Raw genomic sequence first — 14,071 nt, forward strand, 5'->3', positions numbered from 1 at the left:
TAATCTCGAGTACGTATGAAAAAAATAAAGAATTTGTTGATTGTGTTTTGTGTGCTTTTCGGTTTATCGGGTTGCACGGATTGGTTGACGATTCAGCCGGAAACGCAGATCGTGAAAGAAGATATGTTCAAGACACAAGGTGGTTTTTACGATGCCTTGGTCGGGTGTTATACTTTGATGCGGAATAATTATTCGCCGGATGGTCCGATGATAACTGAGACGCTTGAATATATGGCTAATATGTGGTACGTGGCAGCATCGCAGGGAACGGCATACGATTACGTGATTCACGATTATCGTGCGCGTTTTGTTGAAATGGCTTTGTCGTCGTTGTTTTTGGAGCAATATAAGCTTATTACTAATGTAAATGTGTTGCTGGAGAATATTGATGCTCAACGGGGCGTGTTGACCGAAGGTGAAAGGGCTTTATACAAAGGGGAAGCGTTGGGATTGAGGGCTTTCGCTCATTTTGATTTGATCCGGTTGTGGGGACCTATGCCGACTCAAGTGGACGAAAATTATTTGTACTTGCCTTACGAGACAACGGTGCAATTGGAGAATTATCCTTACAGTAATTACCGACAGTATATGTCCCGACTTTGCACGGATTTGGATTCGGCGGAGTTGTTGTTGCGGAAAGTGGATCCCGTTATAGCTGGAAATGAAAATGCTTCAACTTACGGGGGCAGTCGTAAGACTCGGATGAATTACTATGCCGTGTTGGGCTTGCAGGCACGGGTTCACTTGTGGTTGGGTGAACGTGATGAGGCTGCACGCTATGCTCGTTTGGTGAAAGATGTGGCGATTGCCGATCAAAAGGTATTTAAGTTGGGAACACAGGAGGATTTGAATTTGTTTGATCGGGTTTTTTATAATAGCGAACAATTGTTTGGTTTGAGTTTAGAGGAATACGAGGATAAGAATGCGGATGGAGTTTATGCGTCTATTATGCAGACGGTAAGCAGGCTTACCGAGTTGTATTCTAAAGAGGATATTCGTTCGGGGTTGTGGTACGCTGCAAATGGAGAGTATCAGTGTCCGAATAAATATGGTAATATGGCTTCGTATGATACGGATAAAAAGGCTCCGTACAAGTGTGTACCGTTGATTCGTTTGTCGGAGATGTATTTGATTATTGCCGAATGTGCCGGACTGGCGGAGGCAAACACGGTGTACAAGGAATTTTTGGCATCAAGAAAAGTGGCAGTCACCGAGTTGACGGATGGGAATCGACAAGAACAGCTTTTGTTGGAGTACTTGAGAGAGTTTTACGCGGAAGGGCAGATGTTTTTTACCTATAAGCGTATGGGGACGGTAAAGATGCGGTGGTCTAACAGGGAGAACGGTAAGGATGATTACGTGTTGCCGTTGCCATTGAGAGAACTGGGTACGACTGAAAATTATTAAAATGTAAGATTATGATGATGCGTAAATTAATATTGTTTTTGTGTTTGATGTGGGTATGCGTTGCTTGCGAGAAAGCATTGCCGGATGAAAATACTTCATGGAGGGGCGTGCAGTTTGTGCTAAATAGAAATTCTTTGGCTCCTGATGTGTATAGCTATTCTTTTGTCGGGAAGGATGATGATTTGATGATGGATACGGTGTGGTTGACGGTGCGTCCTCAAGGTTTGCTGACAGAGAAAAGTAGTCGGATTGAGTTGGAGCAATACGAGGGACGGGAATGGAAATATATTTACGGGGAGGAAGGTACTGTTGTGGATTCTGTGTTGCGGGTTTTTCCTCGCCAAGCTGTTGCGGGTGTGCATTATGTGCCTTTTGATGATGAACGTGTAGCGGGATTTCTGAAATTGGAACCGGGTGAAATGGAAGCACGGATACCTGTACTAGTGTTACGGGATCGCTCGCTGCGGGATACGACTTACACGCTTTTTTTTCGGATTGCGGATTCGGAAGATTTGAAAGCGGGGGATCCGAAATTTTGTAATATCCGGTTGCGAATCGCAGATTGTTTGTCGCAACCTAGCGAGTGGGATGAATATTTTTTTGCTGGAGAGTGGAGTTTCGTGCGGCATGAATTTATGATTCGGGCAACAGGGAAGAATTGGGATGATGAGTTTATTAGTTCATTGGATGTTGATAAGAAAAATTATTATTTATATGTTTTTAACCGGGAGTTGAGAGCGGAAAATGCAGAGCGGGCCGCAGAGGGGTTACCGCCTTTGCGGGTTGATCCTAATGACCCTAATTCGGAATTGATTTTTCCAACGGTGGCATATTGGTAAATAATTAAATAAGATAAGGTATGAAGTATATATATAATTTTATGATGGTTCTGCTGGCAGGACTGTTATTCACGGCTTGTTATGACAAGGAAAATACCATCCATCGTTTGCCGGATTTGGTGATTGGTAATGTGACAAATGGATCGGTGAAAACCGGGGAGGTGATTGATATTACTCCTGTGTGTATGATGGGAGGAGAAGAAGTGGAATGTTCCTATAATTGGTATCGATATCACGGTTCTCGGGCAGAGTTGATATCGGAAGACGAGCATTTGGAGTGGAGGGTGGATACGACGACTAGAGTTACTTTGTCTGTGGAAGCTACTTACTTGGAAACGGGGCTACAGGCTGTTCTTTCTTTTACTTACACGATTGTGCCTCGTATTAACCGCGGGTGGATTATTTTGAAGGAAACGGAGGACGGGAATACGGATATGGATGTTTCTTTGGTACAGGAAAATGGTATTGAGTTCGCCGAGAATCAATTATCATTGGTTTTAGGGGAACCTATGAAAGGGAAGCCGATATCCGTGTTGAGCACAGATAATTACGAGTGGTATAATCCGGCAACTGGAAACTTGGAAAGTTGGCAAGAGTGCTTGGTTCCCGTGAGCGAGAAAGATATTTTGATGTATCGGGTAAATGATGAGAAGGTTTTGGCTAGAACCGATGAATTGTTTCATGAAGGTTTGGATTATTCTACTTCAAATAACGAAGCGTTCTTGCAGATGTCTAGTGCGGCGAGTTTGTTGCACGGGGGGAAAGCTTATTTATGGAATAAAGTGGCTTTTATGCCTGCATTATTGGGCGATTATCACCTAGCTCCTTACGTGGTAAGCTGGGGGTATAGTAATCCGATGCTAGTGTATGATGAGGTGAGTTCTTCGTTTGTTTTGCTTGAAGCGCCGGGAACTTTTAATGCCGTGTTTGATATAAAATATTTCGGAAATGCTTTTCGGGATGAGGATGCTTTGAGGATTTCTCCCACGGGGTTGAACGCTGATTTGATTTATATGGGACAAACGGATGGTAGTGTAGACCCGGCAAATTTGGAGAATAACGGCGCGGCTTATGCTTTGATGCAGAAGAAAGATGACCGTGATAATTTGGTGCTGTACGGGTTAAATTCCATGGAATGGTGGGATGGAGAATACGGTCCTATTCGTTTTGCTCGCACGATTCCCGTGTCCCGATGCGAGGCGTTTGCTTCAGCCGATTTTTACACGATGCATCAGACCAGTAATTTGATTTACTTTATTAAGGATAATCGTTTGTCTTGTTATGATATTGATAATGATAAGTTCGAGATTGATATTTATACGTTCGAGGGGGAAGTGACTTATTGTAAATTTATCGGGAATAATTATGACTATAATGAATCCGAGTGGCAAGGTGCATTGTATGATAGCCGTTTTGATAGGTTGATAGTGGCAACTTCTTCGGGAACGAGCTATACGATACATTCTTTCGGGTGGTCTGTCCATGGTGGTTTGACTTTAATGCCGGAGTTGGAGATGAAGGGGGAAGGGAAAGTACGTTTTATGTTTTACTTTTCATCCATGTGGGGGTTGTATAGTAATCTTTATAGATACTGCTAATTTGGTTGAGCGGTTTCCGGGTGCGTGACGGAAGCCGCTCTTTAATTTCATGTTGGTGATTATTTAATTTTACGGGAATGAAAAAAATATGGTATATTATTGCAACATGTATGATGTTGCAAACGGGGGTTTTTGCTCAAACGAATTTTGAGGATTTGACGTTGGCCGAGGCTTTGGAAAAAGCGAAAATAGAGAAAAAATTGGTATTTGTAGATGTTTACACGTCTTGGTGTATGCCTTGTAAATATATGGCAATGAATGTATTCCCGCAAAATGAAATGGGGGAGTACATGAATTCCCGGTTTGTTTGCGTGAAATATGACACGGGAGATAAGGAGGGGGCTGATATTATGAAACGGTATCAAGTTTCGAGTTATCCCACGTTTTTAATATTGAATACACGAGGAGAGGTGCAACATCGGTTGGCGGGAGGAAGTGAAACGGTCGCAGATTTCATTAAACGGGTGGACGAAGGACTGAACGAGGATACGGCTATCGGGGTTTTAGCGAAGAGATACGAGGAGGGAGAGCGTGATGTACATTTTTTGGCAAATTATGCTAGGGCTTTGTTAGCTGTGGATGACGTGAAAGTGCTTGAGGTGGCGGATGTGTTATTAAAAGGTTTGAATGATGAGCAACGGGTGGATACGGCTTATTGGTTTATTTATGAACATCCGGCGTTGACTCCAGTGGGTTCTCCGAATATGAATTATTTGTTGGCTCATGCTTCCCGTTTTCAAAAAAGTATCGGGGAGGAATGTGTAAACGAGAAAATCGCCACGGCTTTTGATTTGAAGTTGACTAATATGATTACCGGTCGGGATAGGCAAAGTGGAGTGGCGGCTATTGACGCTATCGAGAAAGAGATGGAAGGGTATCGTTTCCCGAGTAAACCCCGGTTGAAGATGTTTGCACAAATAGCACGGGCACAAAGAAGCGGGGACGTGGAAAAGTTGTTGGAAACTTGCGAAGAGTGTATTCCCCGTATTGAGCATGAACATTTGTTGGCAATCTTTTTCCCTTTGTCGCAAACTATTAAACGTGAAGGGAATAAAAAACAACAAGAGCGAATATTGAAACTTGCCAAGAATTTGCTGGCGGAAACGACGAATGATAAATTCAAGTTCTCGTTGGGACAGTTTATTCCTTATGTACTGGAGAAGTGATAGTAAAATTATAATGTAATGGTTATGAAGAATTGGATGTTTGTATTTATTTTGATGGTATTGTTCCATGCTTGTGGAGGACATGCGGAAACGGCGTTTACTTTTTCGTTGCCGTTGGATGACGAGCGAATTGTAGTATTGGAAACAGCAAGTGAACGCATACCTTTAACTTTAGAACGGGGTGATTCATTGCGGACAACATCTTTTGCGTTGGCATTGAATGGAGGGGAGTACGCTAGAATTTGGGTAGGAGATTTTGCTTTCACGGTCTGGTTGGAAGATGGAAAACCTTGGACTACGAAATTGAAATGGAATGAATTACATTTCGAGGGTGCGGGGGCAGATATTAATAATTATTTGAACAGGCGTTGGATGCACGAGATATATTTTCGAGATTATTACGTGATGAGTGAAGCCGCTTATTTGGAAAGGTTGGAACAGGTTGTGCAAGAGAGGGAGAAAATACTTCGGGAGCGAGATTTAGACCCCAATTATACGGCACGGGAGATGAAACGTATTCATTGGTTGAGGGGGTACTATTTGGCGCAGATGGCTTCTCGGGTGGATGAGCGTGCGGAGAAAATAGTCCTTTCCGAAAAGTATTTGGGAGAATTGAAGGAAGTTGCAAAAGAGGAGACTGTTTGTTGGGGAATACCGGAGTATCCCGAGGCTATCAAAAGGGCGTTATTCGCGTTAGCCGGGGAGGAAGAAAAGACTTCGGATGCGGTAGGTCGTATGCAGAGGGTGTTAAAGTTGGCGACGGAAAATTATAAGGACAAGCGGTTAGTAGAATATATCGTGCACAAGAGTGTTATGGAGTACGCCGGACAGAAGGGATTGGATGGTGCGTCGGAATTAGACCGAGTACATCGGGCTTGTGTGGAGCGGAATGATTACGTGATGGCATACGAAAAGATGTATGACGTGTGTAAGAAATTGTTCAAGGGACAGCCGGCAATATCTTTCACTTTTCAAGATACAACGGGAAATGAAGTTAGTTTGTCTGATTTTATGGGTAAGTATGTTTATATTGATATATGGGCGACTTGGTGTGGACCTTGTAATGCGGAATTGCCGTATTTAGCAAAATTAGAAAAGGCACTGGAAGGAAAGAATATTTGTTTTGTAGGTATTTCTTGTGACTTTGAGCTGGAGAATTGGAAAGCTTTCGTGAAGGAAGAGAAGTTGGGTGGGGTTCAAGTGTACATGAACGGTGATAAAGAGTTTATGAATGCCGTTCTCTGTAATAGTGTCCCTCGTTTTATGTTGATTGATAGGGAAGGGAAGTATATTGATGCGAATATGACTCGTCCTTCAAATCCGGAGACATTGAAAACTTTAGAGGCTTTACCCGGTATATAGATTTCGGGAAATGATGGAGAGTAAGTTTATTATATCGTAAAAAGTTCGCGAAGCAATAAAGAAGCAAGGGAAGTATGAAAAAAGTGTTTTTGTTATTTTGTTTGAGTTTGTTTCTCGGGAATGGGTACACGCAAGAGAAGATGGCGGAGATGACGTTGGAGGTTAAAGAAGAGGTGGTTGGAAGTGTGGTATTGGAATTAAGGGATAGAAGGATAGAATTGGGAGCGAATGATGAAGGGAAAATTTTTGCCCGTTTGCCTGTTAGCGGGGGAGAGTACGCTCGTGTGTGTATTAGTTTGAAATATCTTCCGCAATGGTTAGAACGGAAATGGTTTCCCGTGTGGTTGGAAGCGGGTAAGCCATGGAAAGCAACAGTGGGTAGTGACGGTGTGAGTTTTGAGGGGGAGGGAGCTGCGATTAACACGTATTTGAATGTGTCGGAGGAGAATCCCATTGAACGATATGATTGTATTTTAGATGAGCTTTCTTTTAGGAGCAAGTTGCAAAAATGGAATGAGGAGAGAATGCAAGTGCTTGGTTCTCGTGATTTAGACGTTAATTTTGTAGTTAAAGAGAAAAAACGGATAAAATATTCACGGAATGATTATTTGGCTTTTTATGTGCTTAGCGCAAGTTCTGATAGGTCAATGAAATTTTCCGGAAAAACTTGTACGGAATTGCACCGGGCATTGGATGAAGATCCGGAGTCATGGGGGATTTTGGAATACACTGAATCTTTGTTTCGGGTTACGTCGGCTCTTGCGAGAATGGAAGAGACTTCAACAACTCCTTATTCAACATTATTGAATGTATTGAAAATAGCGAAAGAAAACTTTAAGGATAAGCGTGTTTTGGAAGATGTGGTAGTGAATGCGGTGAGAGAGTACATTGTTCTTCATGGGATAGAAGGTACGGAAGAGGAGTTAGACCGAATTTTCCGGCAATGTGTGACTCGTCCGGATTACGTGAAGGAGTATGAACAGGTGTGGGGCGAGTTGAAATATTTGAAACAGGGAGCTCCGGCTTATCCTTTTAATTTTAAGGATGTTAACGGGAAAGAGGTAAGGCTTGCCGATTTGAAAGGTAAGTATATCTATGTTGATGTTTGGGCAACGTGGTGTGGACCGTGTAATGCGGAAATTCCTCATTTGAAAGAGTTGGAAAAGAAGTTGGAGGGACGGAATATCTGTTTTGTGGGGATTTCTTGTGATGGCAATAAGAAGATTTGGGAGAAGTTCGTGAAAGAGAAAGGATTGTGTGGGCTCCAGTTACATATAGGAGAGGATAAGATGTTTATGGAGGCTATTTTTTGTAAAGGAATTCCTCGGTTTATGCTTATTGATAGGGAGGGAAATTACATACATGGCAAGATGTCTCGTCCCTCGGATCCCGGAACATTGAAAATATTGGAATCTTTGCCGGGATTATGATAGGATGGTGTTGATTGGCAGTTAATTGATAGGCCGGGTATTCCTTGTATATTAGGAATATCCGGATTTTATTTTGGAGGCGTTTCTTTCTCTTGTTTTCTTTGAATTAATTCACGTTATTTGTGCTTGTTATGATTACAGAAGATAATATAGAGTACTTTGTGACCCAAGCGCACCGGTATGGTGAGGCAGGGTTGATGCTTTGCAGTAGCGGGAATTTGTCATGGAGAGTCGGGGAGAAGGCTCTTGTTTCGGGAACGGGTTCATGGTTGCCTGTTTTGACGGGGGAGCGGGTGGCGGTATGTGATGTGGTGAGCGGGCTGTCGGAGAACGGGGTAAGACCTTCCATGGAGAGTGTTTTTCATTTGGGGGTTATGCGGGAGCGGGCGGACGTGAACGTGGTGTTGCATTTCCAATCGGAGTACGCGACTGTTGTGGCGTGCATGAAGGAGAAACCGGAAAGTTTTAACGTGACATTGGAGGTGCCTTATCACGTGGGGGAGATTGTTGTTATTCCTTATTATTGTCCCGGCTCGCCGGAGTTGGCGCAAGCGGTGATTGACGGTATGCGGGAACACGATGCGGTGCTGATGAGTAATCACGGGCAGGTGGTATGCGGGAAGGATTTTGACGATGTGCTTCAACGGGCGTTGTTTTTCGAGATGGCGTGCCGGATTATCGTTCAAAGTAGAGGTAGATATGAGGTACTTGGAAAAAAAGATGTCGAGAATTTGAAGAGATTACGTTTAAATTCTCGATAATTATTTGCATCTTTGTATTAAGGTGATGGGATCTGAATTAGAATTGGATATTGTAATTATGGATCATTTTATTGAAAATGTGAACAAGAAGCGAGAGGGAGCGTGGAGAGAGTTGTACAGGAGATTTTATCCTGCACTTTGTAACTATGCCTTGAAAATCGTGAAAGATACGGATGTTGCGGAGGATGTTGTTCAGGATTGTTTCATTAAAATATGGGATTCATCTATCCGGTTTGAAGATGGTCCTTCATTAACAGCTTATTTGTATCGGGCGGTATATACCCGTTCATTAAATCTGGTACGGGATCAAGGGTACGCTCAAGGACTTTACGAGAAATGGGGAGAGAAAGTGCTGGAGGAGCAGGAAGAGTTTGATCCTGTGATCGAGATTGCGGTGGAGGAAGATGTCGTGAACAGGTTCTACGCGATAGTGGACGAGTTGTCCGAGCAGCAGAAGGATGTGCTGTTGATGAGTATGAATGGCGATAAAGTGAAAGAGATTGCCGAAAAATTGCAGATAAGCGAAAATTCCGTTAAGACGCAGAAAAAGAGGGCGTATGCTTATGTACGTGAACGTTTGGGTGAGGGGTGGTTCATTTTTTTGATTTTTTTTGTCACCCGTTTTTTAAAGTCATGTGTTCTTTAAATGAGAAGAAACATGAAATGATACGAGATTGGAAAAATATAGCGAATAGATCCAAGCGGGTTACGGATTATCTAAAAGGACTTTTTTTGGAAGAGGAAAGTTCTGACAGAGAATTTGTCGGTGATTCGATGGAGGAACGGATCGCCGGGAGGCTTTCCCGACCGGATTATCTAAAACAAAAGTATGAGGAACAGCGACGTTTTGATGCTGATGCGGCTTTCGGGAAATTGAGAAGGCGTAATCGTCGCCGGGTGATGATTCGGGTAAGTTCGGTAGCGGCTTCGGTAGCTGTTCTTTTAGGGGTGGTTTGGATGTTCCAAGTGGAACCGGAGCAACGGGGGAATGTGCCTTCGGTGAAAAAGGTGATTACTCCCGGGGAACGGAAAGCGGTGCTCGTGTTGAATGACGGGCGGACGCTTGACCTGAAAGAGGCTCGTTCCTCGAGGATAGAAACCACGGAAGGAGTTATCCATATTGATTCTGCGGGAGTGATACGCGGAGAGGAGGCAAGTGAAGTTGTCATGACGGAAAAGAGTTATAATAAGTTGATTATTCCTCGTGGAGGAGAGTATCATCTGGTTTTGTCAGACGGTACGAACGTGTGGTTAAATTCCGAGACGGAGTTACATTTCCCGCTTCAGTTCAAGGGGGATTCCCGACAGGTTTATTTGAAGGGGGAGGCTTATTTTGACGTGAAAAGTAATCCGGGTAAACCTTTTATCGTGAACACGGCTGCCGGTGACGTGAAAGTATTGGGTACGGGATTCGACGTGGCTGTCTACGACTCGACCACGATGATCGCGACTTTGGAACGAGGGGCAATCAGTTACGTGCATGAGTCGCAACCGGAAATCGTGTTGCGTCCCGGGGAACAATTAACTTACAAGATAGGGAACGAATTACCTCGGGTCTGTAAGGTGAATACAAGATTGTACACGGCATGGAAAGATCATCTTTTCTGTTTCGAGGAACAGCGTTTGTCGGAGATTATGGTCATTTTAGCCCGTTGGTACGATTTGAAAGTGCAGTTTGATTCGGAGGATTTGAAAAACGTGGAGTTATCCGGAACGTTGGATAAATATTCGGATGTAAGCTCGTTATTGAATTTATTTGAGTTAGGAACAAACGTGAAATTTGAAATAGAAGATAATGTTGTGATAGTGAGAAAAGCAAAATAAAAAAGGGCTCGAAACAGAGCGACCAAACCATGTATCGAATCCCTTTTTGTTCTAAGTGTTAAACTTATAAAATCAAACAAAGTTATGAAAAAAAATCCACCCGAAGTGTGGGTACGACCACATTGTGTCAAAAAAAATTTTAGAGTGATGAAATTGACGTTATTTTTTGTGATGTTTTTCTTTATTTCGGCTAGTGCATTTACCCAAAAGGTGAATATCTCGGTAAAGTCCGATATGAATTTGAACGAGGTGCTGAAGCAAATAAAGAATCAGTCGGGAATCCGTATTCTGTATGATGCGGGTAAGACGAAACAAGTGCAGTGCCGTGAGATGAAAATCACGGAAATGGATGTCGTCGAAGCGTTGCGACAAGTGCTGAAAGATACTCGTTTCGAGTTTTTCGAAGAGGGAGGAGTGTATATTGTTCGGGAACTTGCCGTGCAACAGGCAAAGGTTATTCGTATTGTCGGAAAAGTGACCGATGAGAAGAAGCAGCCTCTACCCGGTGTTACCGTTCAGTTGAAGGGATTTGCGATAGGAACGGCAACGAATGACACGGGAGGTTATCAGCTTTCGATACCGAATGCCCCGGAGAAGTTTTCTCTCGTGTTTTCTTTTATCGGTATGGAAACGCAAGAAATTGTCTATGCCGGGAAGGATACGATCAACGTGGTGATGAAAGAGGATGTGGCGACATTGGATGATGTTGTCGTGACGGGATACATGACGTTGGACAAGAGTAAATATGTCGGTGCAATCAATAAGGTGTATGCCAAGGATATTATGGTTCCGGGTGAGAGTACGATCGACCAGATGTTGCAGGGTGTGATTCCGGGTATGTCCGTGCGGATTACTTCCGGACTGGTGGGTTCTACGCCTAAAATCAGGATCCGGGGTACTTCTACTTTGCTGGGAAGTCAAGATCCGGTATGGGTGGTTGACGGGGTGATTCAGCGTGACCCGCAACCGTTGAGTCAGACGGATGCCGCACTTTCGAGTGATTTGGATAATTTGCGAGATATTGCGGCGAATGCGATTTCTTGGTTGAATCCGTCGGATATCGAGTCGCTGACAGTGTTAAAGGATGCTTCGGCAACAGCAATTTACGGCTCTAAAGCAGCAAATGGCGTGATCGTGATTAATACTAAGAAAGCACAAGCGGGTTCCGCTTCTATTTCTTATTCGGGGAATTTTACTATCGGGCAGCGTCCGCGTTACGGGTTGTACGATCAGATGAATTCGCAAGAGTTGATGCAGTTTTCTCGGGAAATGTACGAGGATCGCGTGCGTTACTCTAGTGCCGTGTTGCCTATCGGTTTCGCGGGATTGGTGCAAAAGTTGACGAATAAGGAGATTACTCACGAACAATTGGTTGAGGAGTATAATAAAATGGCTAATACGAACACGGATTGGTTTGATATTTTGTTTCGTAACTCATTTAATCATAAACATAGTTTAAGTATTACCGGTGGTTCAGAGAAAATTTCCAGTCGTGCATCCATTGGTATTGCCGAGGAGAAAGGAGAGGCTAAAGGGAATGAGGGGAAAACATTTACCGGTAGTTCAAACACCGTGATACAGTTGATCCCGAATTTGAGAATCAGTTTGAACCTGAACGGAAGTTTCCGTGAAATATTGGGTTTTGCTTATGGGGTTAGTCCATTTATGTATGCTTATAATACGGCACGTACGATCCCGTTGTACAACGAGGACGGCACGCTGTATTATCACGAGAAGTGGGGAAGTACGAGTACGGCTATTTCCAATAAAAGGTCGTACGGGTACAACATCTTGAATGAAATAGATAACACGGGCAACGAAAATCGGACAAAGATGGTGTCTTCCAGTATTGATCTTTCGTGGAAGATTTTGCCTTGTTTGGAATATCAAGGGTTGTTGTCTTATTCGGTGAGTTCGTCGGAAGTGAAGTCTTACGCCACGGAGTATTCCAATTATATTACTTCTTTGCGGGGATACGAGATCGGTGAGGTTGCCGCCAACAGTAAAGAAGAGGGTATGACCAAACTCCCTTTTGGCGGATTGTTGGTTACAGAGAATGCCACGACGAATACATGGTCATTTCGGAATAGTTTGGTGTTTAACAAATTGTTTAAAGAGCTTCATAGCGTGACCTTGCAGGTAGGTTTGGAACTTTCGTCCAACACGGCTACCGGTTCGAGAAATACACGTTATGGGTATTTGCGTTACCGGGGAGAGACTTTCGCTTCTGTTCCGACAACTTATACATCGATGTATAACAGTATTGCACAAGCGAATCCTCTCTTGAATGAGATGAGAACGGCATCATCGGTGACAAACCGGGAAAATAATTATTTAAGTGAGTTCATAACGGCGGTATATTCTTTTGACAATCGTTACGTGTTGAATTTCAATGCCCGTTTGGACGCTTCTAATCGTTTCGGGCAGAGTAAAAACGATAAGTTTGAACCGACTTGGTCTATCGGTGCGAAGTGGAGGGTAGGCAGTGAGCCGTTTGCTCGCGATTGGAATTGGATGGAGTCTTTGGATATATCCGGTTCATACGGTTATCAAGGAAACTCGGTGGAGGAAGTATCTCCTTATCTGATCGCGAGAGACGGGGGATTGAACCAATTTTATAGCCAGTATACATTGAATATTAAGTCTTTGCCGTATGAAGAATTAGGATGGGAAAAAACGAAATCGTGGAATGCCAGTGTTGATCTCTCTTTTTTGAAAGGTCGAATGAATGTGGTATTCAATGCTTACGGCAAGAAGAGTGACGTGATCGCTTCCCGGCAGATCCCGGGTGAAAACGGTATGTTGAATTCTCAGATTTTCGGAACCAAGATGAACAATAACGGGTACGAGTTAACGGTTAATTTTATACCCGTTCGGACGGAAGATTTGACATGGTCGTTCTCTGTGAACACCGGTAAGGTGAACAACAAGATACGGAATAATGAACGGGTAAATACATTGGAGGATTTCTTGAATGGCTCTGCCATCGTAGACGGGCAGGCGTATAATACTTTCTACTCTTTTCAATATAAAGAGCTAAGTCAGGAGAATGGGGAACCTCTTTTCTATAATATGGATATCGAAAAAACAGATGATTTTACGGAATTCCTTGTGCGTAGCGGCAATTTTGATTCGGATTTTACGGGTGGATTCAATACGCAGGTGAGATACAAACGCTTGTCTCTTACGATGCAATTTGCCATGCAGTTTGGCGGACAGGATCGTTTGCCCGAATTATATACCGGTTCTTTAAAAGGAGTTCCTGCCCCGCAAGAGAATGTTTCCCGCCAGTTGAAGAAACGTTGGAGGAAACCGGGTGACCAGACGGATATCCCTGCCGTACCAAATTATAATAGCGCAAGTACATTCGGTTATACCGATTTACCGGTATTGTCCGGTACGCCGAGGATGACGCCTTATGATATGTATGCGCAATCGGATTTTCGGGTAGCCAATACGGATTTGATTCGTTGTCGTCAGATAGCCCTTACCTACAGCGTGAGTGAAAAGATTTTGAAGGCTTTGCACATGAAGTATGCAAGTATCAGTTGGAGTATGAGTAATCCGTTTATGATTGTTTTTGACAAGGCATGGAAAGGGTTGGATCCGGAAACGAAAAATTGGCCTGCCCGTAGAACGACATCTCTTTCTTTAAACGTGACTTTTTAACGAGTGGAACCGATA

10 protein-coding genes are annotated in these 14,071 nt (G+C 43.4%); all 10 read left to right on the forward strand.

The annotated features are described in order from the left end of the window. The first annotated feature begins 15 nt into the window (after positions 1-15). The 10 genes from L0M98_RS17795 to L0M98_RS17840 all read left to right on the forward strand — a co-directional run bounded on the left by L0M98_RS17795 (position 16) and on the right by L0M98_RS17840 (position 14,056). Positions 16-1,407, forward strand: coding sequence for a RagB/SusD family nutrient uptake outer membrane protein (locus L0M98_RS17795; RefSeq protein WP_227217089.1), 1,392 nt, complete (start codon positions 16-18; stop codon positions 1,405-1,407). Positions 1,408-1,418: 11 nt separating this feature from the next. Then, positions 1,419-2,246 carry a DUF4843 domain-containing protein gene (locus L0M98_RS17800; protein ID WP_227217088.1) on the forward strand — a complete coding sequence of 276 codons (828 nt, stop codon included), beginning with the start codon at positions 1,419-1,421 and terminating at the stop codon, positions 2,244-2,246. Positions 2,247-2,266: 20 nt separating this feature from the next. Next, positions 2,267-3,844: a PKD-like family lipoprotein gene (locus tag L0M98_RS17805; protein WP_227217087.1), complete on the forward strand. Its 1,578-nt coding sequence runs from the start codon at positions 2,267-2,269 to the stop codon at positions 3,842-3,844. Positions 3,845-3,921: 77 nt separating this feature from the next. Continuing rightward, the gene (locus tag L0M98_RS17810) at positions 3,922-5,010 is read left to right on the forward strand and encodes a thioredoxin family protein (RefSeq protein WP_227217086.1); all 1,089 of its coding nucleotides are present in this window, start codon (positions 3,922-3,924) and stop codon (positions 5,008-5,010) included. 24 nt (positions 5,011-5,034) lie between these two features. Further along, positions 5,035-6,372 (forward strand): TlpA family protein disulfide reductase, encoded by a 1,338-nt coding sequence (locus L0M98_RS17815; RefSeq protein WP_237961808.1) that lies wholly within the window; start codon positions 5,035-5,037, stop codon positions 6,370-6,372. Positions 6,373-6,446: 74 nt separating this feature from the next. Continuing rightward, positions 6,447-7,802, forward strand: coding sequence for a TlpA family protein disulfide reductase (locus tag L0M98_RS17820; protein WP_227217084.1), 1,356 nt, complete (start codon positions 6,447-6,449; stop codon positions 7,800-7,802). A 131-nt stretch (positions 7,803-7,933) separates the two neighbouring features. After that, positions 7,934-8,563 (forward strand): class II aldolase/adducin family protein, encoded by a 630-nt coding sequence (locus tag L0M98_RS17825; RefSeq protein WP_227217083.1) that lies wholly within the window; start codon positions 7,934-7,936, stop codon positions 8,561-8,563. A 25-nt stretch (positions 8,564-8,588) separates the two neighbouring features. Continuing rightward, positions 8,589-9,209, forward strand: coding sequence for an RNA polymerase sigma factor (locus L0M98_RS17830; RefSeq protein ID WP_237961810.1), 621 nt, complete (start codon positions 8,589-8,591; stop codon positions 9,207-9,209). Between the two features lie 86 nt (positions 9,210-9,295). Then, positions 9,296-10,387: a FecR family protein gene (locus tag L0M98_RS17835; protein WP_237961833.1), complete on the forward strand. Its 1,092-nt coding sequence runs from the start codon at positions 9,296-9,298 to the stop codon at positions 10,385-10,387. 147 nt (positions 10,388-10,534) lie between these two features. Continuing rightward, positions 10,535-14,056 (forward strand): SusC/RagA family TonB-linked outer membrane protein, encoded by a 3,522-nt coding sequence (locus L0M98_RS17840; RefSeq protein ID WP_227217081.1) that lies wholly within the window; start codon positions 10,535-10,537, stop codon positions 14,054-14,056. Positions 14,057-14,071 lie beyond the last annotated feature (15 nt).

Source organism: Butyricimonas sp. DFI.6.44 (genome assembly GCF_022132345.1).
GTDB lineage: Bacteria > Bacteroidota > Bacteroidia > Bacteroidales > Marinifilaceae > Butyricimonas > Butyricimonas muris.

Excerpts from the sequence above, each read along its gene's own strand:
- L0M98_RS17795 (WP_227217089.1), top strand. The coding sequence starts at position 16 with ATGAAAAAAATAAAGAATTTGTTGATTGTGTTTTGTGTGCTTTTCGGT.
- L0M98_RS17800 (WP_227217088.1), top strand. The coding sequence starts at position 1,419 with ATGATGATGCGTAAATTAATATTGTTTTTGTGTTTGATGTGGGTATGC.
- L0M98_RS17805 (WP_227217087.1), top strand. The coding sequence starts at position 2,267 with ATGAAGTATATATATAATTTTATGATGGTTCTGCTGGCAGGACTGTTA.
- L0M98_RS17810 (WP_227217086.1), top strand. The coding sequence starts at position 3,922 with ATGAAAAAAATATGGTATATTATTGCAACATGTATGATGTTGCAAACG.
- L0M98_RS17815 (WP_237961808.1), top strand. The coding sequence starts at position 5,035 with ATGAAGAATTGGATGTTTGTATTTATTTTGATGGTATTGTTCCATGCT.
- L0M98_RS17820 (WP_227217084.1), top strand. The coding sequence starts at position 6,447 with ATGAAAAAAGTGTTTTTGTTATTTTGTTTGAGTTTGTTTCTCGGGAAT.
- L0M98_RS17825 (WP_227217083.1), top strand. The coding sequence starts at position 7,934 with ATGATTACAGAAGATAATATAGAGTACTTTGTGACCCAAGCGCACCGG.
- L0M98_RS17830 (WP_237961810.1), top strand. The coding sequence starts at position 8,589 with ATGGGATCTGAATTAGAATTGGATATTGTAATTATGGATCATTTTATT.
- L0M98_RS17840 (WP_227217081.1), top strand. The coding sequence starts at position 10,535 with ATGAAATTGACGTTATTTTTTGTGATGTTTTTCTTTATTTCGGCTAGT.